The organism is Streptomyces sp. NBC_00414, assembly GCF_036038375.1.
Classification (GTDB): Bacteria; Actinomycetota; Actinomycetes; order Streptomycetales; family Streptomycetaceae; genus Streptomyces.
In genome coordinates this window covers 5,882,672-5,897,109 of sequence record NZ_CP107935.1, presented here as the reverse complement: position 1 = coordinate 5,897,109, position 14,438 = coordinate 5,882,672, and the positions used below count along the sequence as shown (strand labels likewise).

Genomic DNA, 14,438 nt, shown 5'->3' with positions numbered 1-14,438 from the left:
CGGTCACTTCTCCGCGAGGATCGGCTTGAGCATCTTGCGCAGGTTGTCCTCGCTGAGCGCGGACAGCGACCGGGAGGCGACCTTCCCGTCCCGGTCGAGCACGAGCGTGGAGGGAATCGTCTGCGGGTTGAGCGTGCCCTTCTCGAAGCGGAGCATCAGCTTGCCCGTCGGGTCGTACAGGCTCGGGTACTCGACGCCGTGCGCCTTCTCGAAGGCGATCGCCGGGGTGGTGCTCGTGTCCCGGGTGTTGATGCCGACGAACTGCACGCCCTGGTCCTTGAGGTCCTCGGAGACCGTGACGAAGTTCTTGGCCTCCAGGCGGCACGGGCCGCACCAGGAGCCCCAGACGTTCAGGACGACGATCTTGCCCTTGTAGTCGGCGACGTCGAGCTGCTTGCCGTCGATGGTCCTGCCCGACAGCTCGGGCGCCTGCGCGCGGCTGCCCTTGTCGACCGTGGCGATGCCGTCGGAACCGGTGACGAAACCGGTGTCACCCGACCCGCCGGACTTGCCCCCGGATCCGCACGCGGAGAGGAGCAGCGCGGCGGCGACGGCCGCACCGGCCAGTGCGGCGGCGCGGCCACGGGTCCGTTCGGTGCGCTGGACGGCACAGCTGGCGGCACTCATGTGAAAAGTTTCGCATGTCCGTTCCGGGGATCTTGCGCACCCCCCTCACGGGGGCGGAACCGTATGCAGGGCCGCGTTTCGGGCGCTACGGCGGAGGGCCGTCAGGAGGCTTCGGACAGCGTCAGGAGGCGTCAGGCGGCTTTCGCCGAGCCCTTCGCGTCACCCTTCCCCGGGCCCTTCGCGTCGCCCTTGCCGGAGTTCGTGGTGACCTCGCCGAGGAAGGTGTTCCAGCCGCCGACCGGTTCCTGCCCGACCCCCAGCGACCGCAGCTTCTCCAGGACGGCCGTGTCCTGCACGTCGAGCCAGTCGACGAACTGGCGGAACGACACCAGGCGCACGTCCTTCTTGCCCGCGATGTGCTTCAGCGCGTTCTCGACGGCGTCCATGTAGATGCCGCCGTTCCACTCCTCGAAGTGGTTGCCGATGAAGAAGGGGGCCCGGTTCGTCTCGTATGTACGCGTGAAGCCCGCTATGTACGAGTCGGTCGCCTGCTTGCGCCAGGCCGGGTAGTTGGCGGGCGGGGCCTGGGTCGAGTTGACCGACTGGTTGGCGAGGATGTTGTAGTCCATGGAGAGGACCTCGAAGGTGTGCCCGGGGAAGGGCATCGCCTGGAGCGGCAGGTCCCAGACGCCCTCCTTCTTGCCCGGCCAGACCTGGGTGCCGCCGGGCGAGGAGGCGTCGTAGCGCCAGCCGAGCTCGCGGGCGGTGGGCAGCAGGTTGTCCTGGCCCTTGAGGCAGGGGGTGCGGCCGCCGACGAGTTCCTTCTCGTAGTCGAAGGGCAGCGAGGGCACCTCCTTCTCGCTCCAGCCCGTGTTCGTACGCCACTCCTTGACGAAGGCCTTCGCCTGGTCGATCTCGCTGCGCCACTGGGCCGGCGTCCAGTTCTCGACCGTGCCGGTGCCGCCGCAGAAGTGGCCGTTGAAGTGGGTGCCGATCTCGTGTCCGTCGAGCCAGGCCCGCCGGATGTTCTTCAGCGTCGACTTGATATGGCTGTCCGTCAGATAACCGATGTCGGACGCGCCCGGCGCGTTGTTCGGCGGAAGGTACTTGCGCTTTTTCGACTCGGGCAGGAGATAGAGCCCGGAGAGAAAGAACGTCATTCGCGCGTCATGCTCTTCGGAGAGCTTCAGAAATCGCTCGAAGAGGCCGTTGCCCACGTCCCCCGCGCCGTCCCAGGAAAAGACGACGAACTGCGGCGGGGTCTCGCCGGGTTGGAGTGGCACGGGCTTCTCGGGCTGCTTGGGCTGCTTGCCGGTGAAGGAGGTGGAGCCGTCGCCGAGGGGACGGGCGGGACGTCCACCTCCGCTGCCACCAGCCTTTCCGGAATCTCCGACGCCGTGGGAGCCGCCTCCGAGAGCGGTGCCGCAGCCCGCGATCCCCATGGCGGCAGCGGCTCCGGCTCCCAGTCCCAGTCCCAGCATTCCCCTTCGGCTGATGTCGCGCATTTCCGTCCCCATTCGTCGTGCTCGGCGCCCAAACAATCTGGACACCGGGTTAGAGGGCACGACGAACACGGGGGTTCCCCCGCACACTTAGATATTTCGGTGACTATCCGATGGCGAACCTGTGACGAAACCAGGGGAACCGCTCCGCGGTAAGGGGCGTGAAGGTCGGACGTTCGGCCGTCGGCCCGGTGGCACTTCTCGCGTAGTCCCCCCGCCCCCGAGCCGGGAACGGAAGCGGGGGCGCAGCCCCGCTCTTCAGGGGCGCGGGGAACTGCGCGGCCCACCCCCACCGGGCCGCCCTGCGAAACGAGCCAAGCCGGCGCCTACGCCCCGAAGGCCTTGGACTTGCCCTTCACCGGCTTGGCTCCGGCAAGGAGATGCGCGGGCACAAGATCCCGAGCAGGCTCCGTGTACCCGACCGACACGATCTTGTCGCCCCGATACGTGAACGTGGTCAAGGACGCCAGCGTGCACTGCCGCTTCCGCGGGTCGTGCCACAGCCGCCGCCGCTCCACGAAGGACCGCAGCATCCAGATGGGCAGCTGATGGCTGACGACCACGGCCTCGTGCCCGCGCGCCGCGTCCTTCGCGGCGTCCAGCGCCCCCATCATCCGTACGACCTGCTCCAGGTACGGCTCGCCCCAGGACGGCTTGAACGGGTTGACCAGGTGCTTCCAGTTCTCGGGGTTGCGCAGCGCCCCGTCCCCGACCCCGAAGGTCTTGCCCTGGAAGACGTTCTCGGCCTCGATCAGCCGGGCGTCGGTCGCGAGATCGAGACCGTGCGACTCGGCGACCGGCGCGGCCGTCTCGCGGGCCCGCTCCAGCGGGGAGGAGACGACGTACGTGATGTCGCGCGGGGCGAGGTGCCCGGCGACCCGCTCGGCCATCCGCTGCCCCAGCTCGGACAGGTGATAGCCGGGCAGCCGCCCGTAGAGCAGTCCGTCCGGGTTCTCTACCTCGCCGTGCCGCATCACGTGTACGACGGTGATGTCACTCATGCTGCCGTGGCCTCCGCTGCTGCCCGTGCCGCCGCCGGAAGGGCGTCGGCGATCCGCTGTACCGCCCGGTCGTCGTGCGCCGTCGACACGAACCAGGACTCGAACGAGGACGGCGGCAGGTAGACGCCCTGCGCCAGCATCGAGTGGAAGAAGGCGTTGAAGCGGTACGACTCCTGCGTCTTCGCGTCCTCGTAATTACGTACGTCCTCCCCCGTGAAGAAGACGGAGAACATGCTGGACGCGTTCTGCAGTGTGTGCACCACACCTTCCTTGGTGAGGGCGTCCGTGACGAGCGTACGGATCTGCTCGGAGACCGCGTCGACCTTGGCGTACGCGGCGTCGTCGAGCAGCCGCAGCTGGGCGAGGCCCGCGGCGGTCGCGACCGGGTTACCGGACAGCGTGCCGGCCTGGTAGACGGGACCGACGGGCGCGAGGTGCCCCATCACGTCCTCACGTCCGCCGAAGGCCGCGGCCGGGAAGCCACCGCCCATGACCTTGCCGAAGGTCATGAGGTCGGGTGCGACGCCGTCGACCCCGTACCAGCCGGCCCTGCTCGTCCGGAAGCCGGTCATGACCTCGTCGGAGATGTAGAGGGCACCGTCCGCCGCGCAGGCGTCCTTGAGTCCCTGGTTGAAGCCGGGCCCGGGCGGCACGACGCCCATGTTGCCGGGCGAGGCCTCGGTGATCACACAGGCGATCTCGCCGGGATGCGCGCGGAAGGCCGCGCGTACGGCGTCGAGGTCGTTGTACGGCAGGACGATGGTGTCCCCGGCCTGGGCACCGGTGACGCCGGGGGTGTCGGGAAGCGCGAAGGTGGCCAGACCACTGCCCGCGGCGGCCAGCAGGGCGTCCACGTGCCCGTGGTAGCAGCCGGCGAACTTCACGACCTTGGCGCGCCCGGTGAACCCGCGCGCGAGACGGATGGCGGACATGGTCGCCTCGGTGCCGCTGGACACCAGCCGGACCTGCTCGACGGGCCCGACCCGGGCGACGATCTCCTCGGCGAGCGCCACTTCCCCCTCCCCCGGCGTACCGAAGGAGGTGCCGCGGGAGACGGCGGCCTGGACGGCCGCGATCACCTCGGGGTGGGAATGGCCGAGGATCATCGGCCCCCAGGAACAAACGAGGTCCACATACTCCCTCCCGTCGGCATCGGTCAGGTATGGACCGTTACCGGACACCATGAACCGGGGCGTACCGCCCACGGCGCGGAACGCGCGGACGGGAGAGTTCACGCCGCCGGGCGTCACGGCCGCCGCACGGTCGAAGAGAGTCTGCGAAACTGGGGCTTCGTACGGATAGCTCACACGGACCATGGTGTCAGAGGCTGCGAAGATCCTGCGGACAGGTGTTTCAACGCACGTTTCGGCGTGCGGCCGTGGGGGAGGTCACTGTCACGATGATCGGGTTGCGTGGCGGGGGTCGCGGGCCCTAGAAAAGCAGTCGGGTGGAGATATGCATCGCGGTGGCGGACTGGGCGAGGGGACCGATGACCTCGGTCCTCGGCGTGCCCGGCGGGGGAAGCACCGGCGCGAGGCGGAAGCGGCCGAGGCACGGCAGACTCAGGGATCGCAGGGCGAACCTGAGCGGATCGACCCGTCCGCGCGTATGGACGGTATGGACTACACGGACCGCGGGGCAGACCAGCTCAGGCCAGGAAGCAGCGGGAATGGTGGCCGGGTGGGGGTGACCTACAAATACTTCGGGGCCCCGGACGGCGCGACCGCCGCCCGCGTCCCCATCTCCATGCGCCCGGAGGAGCTCGGCGGCGACGAGCTCGGTATGAACGGCATGTTCACGAAGATCAAGCCGGAGACGATGGCGGCGATGGTCCTCACCGGCATCGAGGGCATACCCCTGCACAAGGTGCCCCCGCTCGAACTGGTCGTCCTCCACCCGGACTACGCCGTGGTCAGGCTCCCCATGACGGTCGTCGACCCGCTCCGTGGCATAGGCGAGGAAGCCGTGGGCGCGGCGGCCTTCATCTGGTCGACGGTCCCGGACCGCGGCGGCCCGCGCGACGCGTACAACGTCTACCAACTCCTCCACGAGTGGCAGGACTTCAGCCACCGCCTCCACGAGGCAGGCCACCAGCCTTATTGCCTGGTGTGGCCCTGAGTCGGATCTCCTACTGGTAGCGGGCGGGGTCTTCGGGCCTCGCCCTTCTCCGTGCCCGGGGTCCGAGCCGGAAGGCCGGGGAGCCGGACGTCACAGCTCCGCCTCCCGTACGGCACGGAAGGTGCCGTACGGGAGGCGGAGGCTCAGGTGTGCGCTATCGCACGGGAATGATCCCGTACCGCTCCGTCACGCGCGGCGCGAGCGACGCGCGCGGGAGGCCGCGTACACGGCCCCGGCGCCCAGGGCGATCACCACGGCGGCGCCACCGGCGATCGGGCCGACCGGCGTGCCGGCCCCCGTCTCCGCCAGCGGCGGCGTGCTGTCGCTGGGCGTCGGCTTCGGAGTGGCGGGCGGCTTCGACGACAGCGGCGGCACGTCCGGCGTCGTGGGAGGCGTCGTGGAGGGCTTGGGAGTGGTCGGCGGAGTCGTCTCCTCCGCGGGCGGCTTGCTGCCCGCGGGAGTCGACGGGGTCGGCTCCGGCTCGGTCGGGGTCGGGGTGGGCGATTCCGGCGGGCTGTCGGCACACGCCTTCTCGCCGCCGTTCCACGCCGCTATGAGGTGGTACGGAGTGTTGACACCGTCGGGCTGGTAGGGGGCGGGGCCGTGCCCCTCCCCCGTCTTGCCGTCGTAGGCGATGTCGTCGCCGTACAGGTCGATCTGTCCGAAGCAGTCCGGCTGCTTCACGGACAGCTTCTGCCAGGTCTGCTTCGCGTCGTCGCCGGCCACGTCCGCGGCGGTGAGGTAGACGGTGGCCTTGTCCACCATGGTCTGGCGACCGGAGGTCTGCCAGTTCGGCCCCTCGGTGGTGTATTCGGCGAGGGAGACCGGGTACTTGCAGCCGTCCCCGACCTTCTCTCCGGGGGCCAGCCGGACCTCGACGGACCCGGGCACGGTGTCCCAGGACCGGAATCCGCCCTGCGAAGTCCAGTCCGCGCCCACGACACCTCCGTCGGCGCCGACGATGCGGTACTGGACGGTGGCCGACTGGCACGCCCCGCCGGGCGTGGCGCTTGCGACGCCCGCCCCGAACACGGGCACGGCGGCGACTGCGAGGAAGGCGGATGCCGCGAGGACAGCCGACAGTCTGGGTTGTTGCGAACGCGACAAGGTGAACCTCTGTGGATAGAGCCGTGTGGGAGGTGGCTGAGCGCGCCTGACCAACGCGGGGGACGCAGCGAAAGCGTGCGCGACCGAGTCAATTGCGCCACTTCACCCGCGTCAGACACAGCGGAGCGAAGTGATCCGAATTCTCGTCTGCTTTCACAACTCCCGTCAATCTTTCACGAGTTCACCACGTTCCGAGTTGATCACGACCGCCGGTCCTCCACCTCCCAGGGACGCGGAGAACGGCGCAGTCTTCGACCTTCAGGGGCGCGGGGAACGGCGCAGTCTTCGACCTTCAGGGGCGCGGGGAACGGCGCAGTCTTTGGCCTTCAGGGGCGCGGGGAACGGCGCAGTCTTTGGCCTTCAGGGGCGCGGGGAACGGCGCAGTCTTTTGTCTTGAGGGGCGCGGGGAACGGCGCACCCAGCCCCGACGGGCCCGCACCCGTCAACGCACCCGAGGCCACCCAAAAAGGGCCGTGGGCAACCGCCCGAAGCGATCACCCACGCCCACCGAACCCACACCCGCACAAGCCTCAAGCGGCCAGCGCCACCGCCCTGATGGCCGGATCCCGCAAAACCCCCCGCGCAGTGACCAGGCTCGTCCCCAGCACCGCCGCCGCGGCCACCCCCGCGATGCCGAGCCAGATCCCCAGCCCCTGGTCCGGCAGGACCGAGTCCGTGCGGACCGTCGTGAAGGCGACGATTCCGGCCAGGGCCGCCGCCGTGCCGAAGAAGACGCCCGTCACCGTGAGGACGAGGGACTCGATGCCGATCATGCCGAGCACCTGCCCCGGCGTCGCCCCCGCGAGCCGCTGCTGGCCGAACTCCTTGCGGCGGTAGGTCGTGGCCGCGTACAGGGAGTTGATCAGCATGATGCAGGAGAAGACCACGATGATGCCGACGACCGTGAGGTTGAGGGTTTCGAGGTTCTTCGCGTCGACCGACTTGGGCACACCCGCGGCGTCGATCGCGTCGTTCTCGACGGCCTGCATGTAGAGGGTCGCCGTGGCCATACCGGTGAAGAGGATCAACGGCACGAGGACACCGGACAGTTGGGCGGCCCGGACACGCAGGCCGCGTACGGCGAGATAGCCGCTCGGGCCCGCCTGCGGCAACCGGCCGAGGAGGGCCCGGAGCAGTTTCGGCGACAGCAGCGCGAAGCCGACCGCGAGCAGGATCGAGCCGTACACGGGCGGTGCCATCAGCGCGGCGTCGGTCGAGGAGACCGCGAAGGTGGCGCAGATGGACAGGCCGCCGAGGACCAGCGACGCGAGGACGAGGAGCCTGCGCCCCCGGGACCGGGCGCGGCGCCGGCCGGTGGTGGCCCGGCGCACCGCGAGGAACGCCGCCCCGGCCGCGGCGAGCACCGTGATGCCGAGGCCCGAGTACAGGGCGATGGGCCCGAAGGAGTGGTCGACGGACTCCGCGACCTGCCCGCTGTCCCGGAAGACGTCCAGCAGGGCCCGTCCGCCGAGCACCGCGGGGCCGATGGCGAGCAGCGCGCCCACCAGGGCGACGGCCACCGACTCCCCGACGATCATGCGCTTGATCTGTGCGGGCGTGGCGCCGGAGCAGCGCAGCAGCTCGATCTCCGCGGAGCGCTGGCGCACGTTCACGGTCAGGGTGGAGGCGACGGCGAAGAACACCAGGAGGGTGCCGTAGCCGCCGACGACGCCCGCCGCGGTGGACAGGGTGTTCGCGCTGACGGAGTCGACGCCCGGCGCCCCGGCCGTGTCGTGCATCGAGTTGAACGTCATGATGATCGCCGCGCCCAGGAAGGCGGACAGCAGGGTCGCGGCGAAGCGCCCGGGGCGCTGCCGTACGGAACGCATGGCCAGGGTGAGCATGGTGAACATCGCGCTCACGCCCCCGCCATCACGTCGTCGCCGAGGTGCGCGAGGCGCTCGGCCACCGCGTCCACGGTCGGCCGGCGCATCTCGCCCGCGAGCCGGCCGTCCGCGAGGAACAGCACCGAGTCGGCGTACGAGGCCGCGACCGGGTCGTGGGTGACCATGACGACCGTGCGGCCGTGGACGCGTACCGCGTCCTGGAGGAGCCGCAGGACGTCCCGCGCGCTGCGGGTGTCCAGGGCGCCGGTCGGCTCGTCCGCGAAGATCACGCGCGGCTCGGTCACCAGCGCGCGGGCGATGGCGACGCGCTGCCGCTGGCCGCCGGAGAGCTGGTCGGGCCGGTGGCCGAGGCGGTCGCCGAGACCGACGGCGGTCAGGGTCTCCCGCACCCGGTCCCGGTGCACGCGGCGCCGGGCGAGCTTCAGCGGCAGGACGGTGTTCTGGGCCACGGTGAGCGTGTCGAGCAGGTTGTACTGCTGGAAGACGAAGCCGATCCGGTTGCGCCGGAACTTCGTCAGTTCGGCCTCGGTGCCGCCGGTCATCTCCGCGCCGTCGACCATCACGATGCCGCTGTCGGGCCGGTCGAGCCCGGCCGCGCACTGCAGCAGGGTGGACTTGCCGGAGCCCGAGGGGCCCATCACCGCGGTGAAGGTGCCGCTCGCCAGGCTGAACGTCACCTCGTCCAGCGCGGTCACGGCGCTGTCGTCGCTCCCGTAGGTCTTGCTGACCTTGACCAGCCGCAGAGCCATCTCGGCGGGGCCCGTGCCGTAGCCCTGAGCCCGTCGGTCGGTTCGATCGGTTCCGGTTCGGCGAAACATCGTCATCAGCCTCCGTCGGGCACGGTCCGCGCCCCGCTGTCGGGCACTGCCGGTGCCCCCGCTGTCGGGCACTGCCTGTGCCCCGCGAAAGACGCTACGGAGAAGGCGGGGCGGGCACATTGGGCGCAGAACCCGTATCGGGGGGTGTACTCAGCGACACCCCCGCACCCTGGCGGGCCCCCGCTTCCCCACCGCCGTCACCACAACCTCGCGGGTCCTTGCAGGTCCTTTGCCTGCACGTCGCCGTCCGTATGCCTCCGCTTGCTTTCATCGAACGCATGGACCACATTCGAAGCAGCCGTCGTCCCAGGTCGTGTCCGATCGTGCCGCGGTTCCACTGACACTCCTCGGGGAGAGACATGACCGAACTGCTGAGTGGCATGAGCGTCGACTACAGCGACCACGACGACCCGGTGCTGGTCCGGCCGGACGGCAGCACGGTGGACACCTGGCGCGAGAACTACCCGTACGCGCAGCGCATGGAGCGCGCGGAGTACGACCTGCACAAGCGGCTGCAGCAGATCGAGCTGCTGAAGCTGCAGGGCTGGATCAAGGAGACGGGGCGTCGGCTCGTCGTCGTCTTCGAGGGCCGGGACGCGGCCGGCAAGGGCGGCACGATCAAGCGCTTCACCGAGCACCTCAACCCGCGCGGCGCCCGGGTGGTGGCCCTGGAGAAGCCGACCGAGCGCGAGCGCGGGCAGTGGTACTTCCAGCGGTACGTCGAGCATCTGCCGACCGCCGGGGAGATCGTGCTCTTCGACCGCTCCTGGTACAACCGGGCCGGCGTCGAGCGGGTCATGGGCTTCTGCTCGGACGACGAGTACCGGCGCTTCATGCGGCAGGCGCCCGGCTTCGAGCGGATGCTCGTCGACGACGGCGTGGACCTGGTGAAGTTCTGGTTCTCGGTGTCGCAGGGCGAGCAGCGCACCCGTTTCACGATCCGCCAGGTCGATCCCGTACGGCAGTGGAAGCTCAGCCCGATGGATCTGGCCTCACTGGACCTCTGGGACGACTACACGGCCGCGAAGGTCGCCATGTTCCGCGAGACGGACACCGAGCAGGCCCCGTGGACCGTGGTGAAGAGCAACGACAAGAAGCGGGCCCGCGTCGAGGCCATGCGCAGTGTGCTGGCCCGCTTCGACTACACGGACAAGGACCACGAGGTGGTCGGGGACCCGGACCCGAGGGTCGTGGGCGAGGCGGCGACCCTGCTGGAGGAGGGCGAGGACGACGACCTGCGGGAGGGCTGGTGACCGGCCCCGTGCCTCCACAGGCCCCGTAGGCCCCGTAGGCCCCTGTCAGCCCGCGACCGTGAAGCCCGTCATCGACCCCCCGCCCTCCCGGCGCCCGGCGAACGGCTCTCCCCCGTGCGCCGCCGCCACCTCCCGGACGATCGAGAGACCGAGCCCGGAACCGGGCAGGCTCCGCGCGTCCGGGGCGCGGTAGAAGCGGTCGAAGACCCGGTCGAGATCCTCCTGGGCGATGCCGGGCCCTCGGTCCAGTACCTCGACCCGGACGGTGCCCCCGGCGACGCCGTCCCCGGCACCCGTCACGACGATCTCGATCGGCCCGCTCCCGCCCCGGTCGAACTTCGCCGCGTTGTCCACCAGGTTGGACAGCGCCCGCTGCAGCGCCGCGGGCCGCCCGTCGACCACCGTGTCGCCCGACACCCGTACCGTCACGGCCCGCCCGGTACGCCGGCGTGCCGCGACCGCCACGTCGTCCGCGAGGTCGGCGACGCTCACCCGCCGCGGCGGCTCGGTGCCGGACTGGCCGGCCGCCAGCGCGACCAGCTCGTTGACCAGGTCGGTGAGTTCACGGGACTCCTGGGCGAGGTCGGTGACCAGTTCCTCGCGGGCGGCGGGCGGGAGTTCGTCGATCCGGCGCAGTATCGAGATGTTGGTGCGCAACGAGGTCAGGGGCGTACGCAGCTCATGTCCCGCGTCCTGGACCAGGCGCCGCTGGTCGTCCTCGGACTGGGCGAGCCGGCCCAGCATGCGGTCGAAGGAGCGGCCGAGCCGGGCCACCTCGTCGTACCCGGCGACCGGCACCTGGATGGCGAGGCGCCCGGTGCGCGCCACGTCCTCGGCGGCCCCGGCGAGCCGCACCAGACGTGAGGTGATGCGCCGGGCCAGCCACCAGCCGAAGAGTCCCGCGGCGATCACCACGGCGGCCACCAGCAGCACGGTCCGCTGCTGGAGGTCGCGCAGCAGGTCCTCCGTACCGCTGAACTCCTGCGCCACCTGTACGGCGCCCCGCCCGTCGCCGAGCGAGACGGTCGCGACGCGGTAGACGTCGTCGCCGACGTCGACGTCCCGGTGCTCCACCAGCCGCCCGGCGGAGGGCGCGGCCGCGATCGGACGGTCGTCGGCGTCCACGGGCAGCGGTGTCCGGCCCCGGTCGACGACCGACCCGTCCGGCCCCAGGACCTGTACGACCGTGCCGCTCGGCCGGACGAGTTCGCCGCGCGGGCCGCCGTCGGCGCCGGTGGCGGTGAAGTCCGCGGGTCCGAGCGGGTTGCGGCGCACCTCGTCGAGCAGGTCCTGTACGACGCCCTCGAACACGGTCTGCTGGTCCACGCGCACGAGCCGGGCGGCGGCGTCGTACGACAGGAACCCGACGAGGACGGTGACGGCCGCCGCGACGGCCGCGAACGACACCGTGAAGGTGGTCCGCAGCGAGGACAGCCGGGCCCGAGCCACCCACCGGCCGAGCCGGCCGGGTCGGCCCGGCCGGCCCGGCCGCCCGGGAAGCCGCACCGGCCCCACTCAGTCCTCCCTCAGCACATACCCCACGCCCCGCACGGTGTGGATCAGCGACGGCGCGTCGGGCGTAGCGGACCCACCGGGCTCGTCGAGCTTGCGCCGCAGGTAGCCGACGTACACGGCGAGATTCTTGGATCCTGGCCCGAAGTCGTATCCCCAGATGCGGTCGTAGATGGTGGTGTGGTCGAGGACGATGCCGGCGTTGCGGACGAGCAGCTCCAGCAGGTCGAACTCGGTACGCGTCAGCTCGATCTCCCGCGCGCCCCGCCAGACCCGGCGGGCCTGCGGGTCGATGAGCAGACCCGCGGCGGCGATCTGGCCATCGGGCGCGCGCCGGGGTTCGCTGGGTACGTCGTCGGGGGTACCCGTGCGCCGGAGCAGGGCACGGAGCCGGGCGAAGACCTCCTCGACGTCGAAGGGCTTGACCACGTAGTCGTCGGCGCCGGCGTCCAGGCCCGCGATGCGGTCCGCGGTCTCGACGAGCGCGGTGAGCATCAGGATGGGGGTGCGGTTGCCCTCGGCGCGCAGCACACGACAGACCTGGAGGCCATCGATGCCGGGCATCATCACATCGAGAACGAGCACGTCAGGAGGGGTCCGGTGGGCCTGGGCGAGCGCCTGGACACCGTCGGCGACGGCGGTGACCTCGTATCCCTCCAGGCTCAGGGCCCGCTCCAGGGCATGGCGGATCGCACGGTCGTCCTCGGCGAGCAGCAGATTCTGGGGCACGGGACCAGTCTGCCAAGCCGTTCGTTACGTACTACCTGCTGAAGAGGGGGTACGGCCGGGCCTCTTACCCGGCTCTCACCCTGTCGGGACCGGTGGCTTACCTCGCCCAGCCACTGTGTCCCCTGTGCCGGGGGCGAGCGCCGCGACGGGGAGGGCCACGCACCGCATGAAGCGCACTGGACGCACGGAGCGTACGGAACGCACGGAGCGTACGGAAGGCACCGGGCTCCCTGAGGGCAAGGAGCCGACGCAAGTCGAGGAGACCGCGAAACGAATGAGCCGTACGGGTCGCAGCCGCATGGGCCTCACGGGCCGTACGAGCCGCACGAAGGTCGTCTTCCTGCTGCACAACGCGTACGCCATAGGGGGGACCGTCCGCACGACGCTCAACCTCGCGGCGGCGCTCGCCGACCGGCACGACGTGGAGATCGTGTCCATGCGACGGCACCGGGACGAGCCGCGGTTCACCATCGACCCGCGGATCACGGTCGTACCGCTGGTGGACGAGCGGGACGGCAGCACGGACCTCACGGACCCCGGCTACGCCGCGGCGGCCACGGACTTCCCGGCCGCCGAGAAGCGGTACGAGCAGTACACGCGCCTCACCGACCTGCGGGCCCGCGCCTACCTCACGTCCTGCGACGCCGACGTGATCATCGGCACCCGGCCCGGCATCAACGTCTACGTCTCCCTCTTCGCACCGCGCCGCGCCCTGCGCGTCGCCCAGGAACACCTGCGGCACGACCAGCACACCAAGCGGCTGCGGGGCGTGCTGGCCAGGCACTACCGTCGGCTGGACGCGGTGGTGACGACGACCGAGGCGGACGCGGAGGTGTACCGGCAGCGGATGACCCTGCCGGGGGTCCGGGTCGCCGCGGTGCCGAACATCGTGCCGGCGCCCGAGGGCATCACCCGCGACGAGACGACGAAGGTGGTGGCCGCGGCGGGCCGGCTGGTCCCCGGCAAACGCTTCGACCTGCTGATAGAGGCCTTCTCGGCGGTCGCCTCGAAGGAGCCCGACTGGCAGCTGCGGATCTACGGCGGCGGCGCGCAGCGCGACCACCTCCAGGACCTGGTGACCGGTCTGGGCCTGTCGGAACACGTACGGCTCATGGGTCCGCGCACCCCGATAGAGGCGGAGTTCGCGAAGGCGGCGATGGTGGTCTCGGCCTCGGACGCCGAGTCGTTCGGGATGACGCTGGTCGAGGCGATGCGCTGCGGGGTGCCGGTGATCAGCACGGACTGCCCGCTGGGTCCGGCGGAGATCATCACCGAGGGTGTCGACGGGCGGCTGGTACCCGTGGGCGACTCGCGGTCGCTGGCCGAGGCGATGCTCGACCTGATCACGGACGAGCCGTTGCGCCGGGCGATGGGTGCGGCGGCTCTGGCCGGCTCCCACCGCTATGACGCGGAGCCGATCGTGGCCCGCTACGAGGCGCTGTTCACCGAGCTCAGGTCGACCCGCTCGCGCCGCGCCTGGGCCCGAGGCCGGGCCCGGGCGTCCGCCTGGACCCGCCGCCAGTCCCGCCGCCTGCGCCGGGCCCTGCCGGGCCGCCCCCAGGTCAACGGCACGCGGACGGCGGGGCCCTGAGCGGGGCCCTCCGGGCGGGGGTGAGGGGCCTGGGCGCGGGCCTGTGAGGGTTGGCCGCGCCCCCCACAGGCCTGACGGCCGGGATCCGTCTGCGGGCCGGTGAGGACGGAGGCTTGTCGCGCCGTTCCCCGCGCCCCGAACAGGCCTGACGGCCGGGACCCGGCTGCAAGCCGGTGGGGGTTGGCCGCGCCGTTCCCCGCGCCCCTTACGGGGCTGACGGGTGGGATCCAGCTGCAGGCCGGCGGGGGCTGAGCGCGCCGTTCCCCGCACTCCTTACGGGCGCGCCCGCGGCGGCCCACGATGGCGCCGCAGGCGCCTTTCAGGGGCGCGGGGAACTGCGCGGCCCACCCCCGCCCGCCCGCACTCGCGAACCAACCCCGGGCGCAGCCCGTT

The 14,438-nt window shown here is 71.2% G+C and carries 12 protein-coding genes; 3 read left to right on the top strand and 9 right to left on the bottom strand.

Features of this window, described 5'->3' with window-relative positions; translation table 11 throughout:
* Nucleotides 1–3: 3 nt before the first annotated feature.
* The 4 genes from OHS59_RS25615 to hemL form a co-directional block, all read right to left on the bottom strand.
* Nucleotides 4–627 (bottom strand): TlpA family protein disulfide reductase, encoded by a 624-nt coding sequence (locus OHS59_RS25615; RefSeq protein ID WP_328495734.1) that lies wholly within the window; start codon nucleotides 625–627, stop codon nucleotides 4–6.
* A 131-nt stretch (nucleotides 628–758) separates the two neighbouring features.
* The gene (locus tag OHS59_RS25610) at nucleotides 759–2,072 is read right to left on the bottom strand and encodes a hypothetical protein (RefSeq protein WP_328495733.1); all 1,314 of its coding nucleotides are present in this window, start codon (nucleotides 2,070–2,072) and stop codon (nucleotides 759–761) included.
* A 323-nt stretch (nucleotides 2,073–2,395) separates the two neighbouring features.
* Nucleotides 2,396–3,070: a histidine phosphatase family protein gene (locus OHS59_RS25605; protein WP_328495732.1), complete on the bottom strand. Its 675-nt coding sequence runs from the start codon at nucleotides 3,068–3,070 to the stop codon at nucleotides 2,396–2,398.
* The gene (gene hemL / locus OHS59_RS25600; RefSeq protein WP_328495731.1) at nucleotides 3,067–4,386 is read right to left on the bottom strand and encodes a glutamate-1-semialdehyde 2,1-aminomutase; all 1,320 of its coding nucleotides are present in this window, start codon (nucleotides 4,384–4,386) and stop codon (nucleotides 3,067–3,069) included. Before hemL ends, OHS59_RS25605 begins: the two co-directional genes overlap by 4 nt.
* Before the next feature lie 139 nt (nucleotides 4,387–4,525).
* On the opposite strand from hemL, the gene OHS59_RS25595 reads away from it, so the two are divergent.
* Nucleotides 4,526–5,188 (top strand): hypothetical protein, encoded by a 663-nt coding sequence (locus OHS59_RS25595; RefSeq protein WP_199854965.1) that lies wholly within the window; start codon nucleotides 4,526–4,528, stop codon nucleotides 5,186–5,188.
* 186 nt (nucleotides 5,189–5,374) lie between these two features.
* Here OHS59_RS25595 and OHS59_RS25590 read toward each other — a convergent pair whose 3' ends face one another.
* The 3 genes from OHS59_RS25590 to OHS59_RS25580 form a co-directional block, all read right to left on the bottom strand.
* A complete protein-coding gene (locus OHS59_RS25590) occupies nucleotides 5,375–6,226 on the bottom strand; it encodes a hypothetical protein (RefSeq protein ID WP_328495730.1) in 852 nt (283 codons plus the stop codon).
* Between the two features lie 599 nt (nucleotides 6,227–6,825).
* Nucleotides 6,826–8,139, bottom strand: a complete 1,314-nt coding sequence (locus tag OHS59_RS25585) for an FtsX-like permease family protein (protein ID WP_328499354.1) — start codon at nucleotides 8,137–8,139, stop codon at nucleotides 6,826–6,828.
* A gap of 14 nt (nucleotides 8,140–8,153) precedes the next feature.
* Nucleotides 8,154–8,966, bottom strand: coding sequence for an ABC transporter ATP-binding protein (locus OHS59_RS25580; RefSeq protein WP_443061499.1), 813 nt, complete (start codon nucleotides 8,964–8,966; stop codon nucleotides 8,154–8,156).
* Nucleotides 8,967–9,319: 353 nt separating this feature from the next.
* Here OHS59_RS25580 and ppk2 point away from each other — a divergent pair, with 353 nt between their 5' ends.
* Complete coding sequence (gene ppk2, locus OHS59_RS25575) at nucleotides 9,320–10,213, top strand: polyphosphate kinase 2 (protein ID WP_328495729.1); 894 nt, start codon at nucleotides 9,320–9,322, stop codon at nucleotides 10,211–10,213.
* Between the two features lie 45 nt (nucleotides 10,214–10,258).
* Here ppk2 and OHS59_RS25570 read toward each other — a convergent pair whose 3' ends face one another.
* A complete protein-coding gene (locus OHS59_RS25570) occupies nucleotides 10,259–11,728 on the bottom strand; it encodes a HAMP domain-containing sensor histidine kinase (RefSeq protein WP_443061498.1) in 1,470 nt (489 codons plus the stop codon).
* Nucleotides 11,729–12,454, bottom strand: coding sequence for a response regulator transcription factor (locus OHS59_RS25565; RefSeq protein ID WP_328495728.1), 726 nt, complete (start codon nucleotides 12,452–12,454; stop codon nucleotides 11,729–11,731).
* A 274-nt stretch (nucleotides 12,455–12,728) separates the two neighbouring features.
* Here OHS59_RS25565 and OHS59_RS25560 point away from each other — a divergent pair, with 274 nt between their 5' ends.
* A complete protein-coding gene (locus tag OHS59_RS25560) occupies nucleotides 12,729–14,045 on the top strand; it encodes a glycosyltransferase family 4 protein (protein WP_328495727.1) in 1,317 nt (438 codons plus the stop codon).
* Nucleotides 14,046–14,438 lie beyond the last annotated feature (393 nt).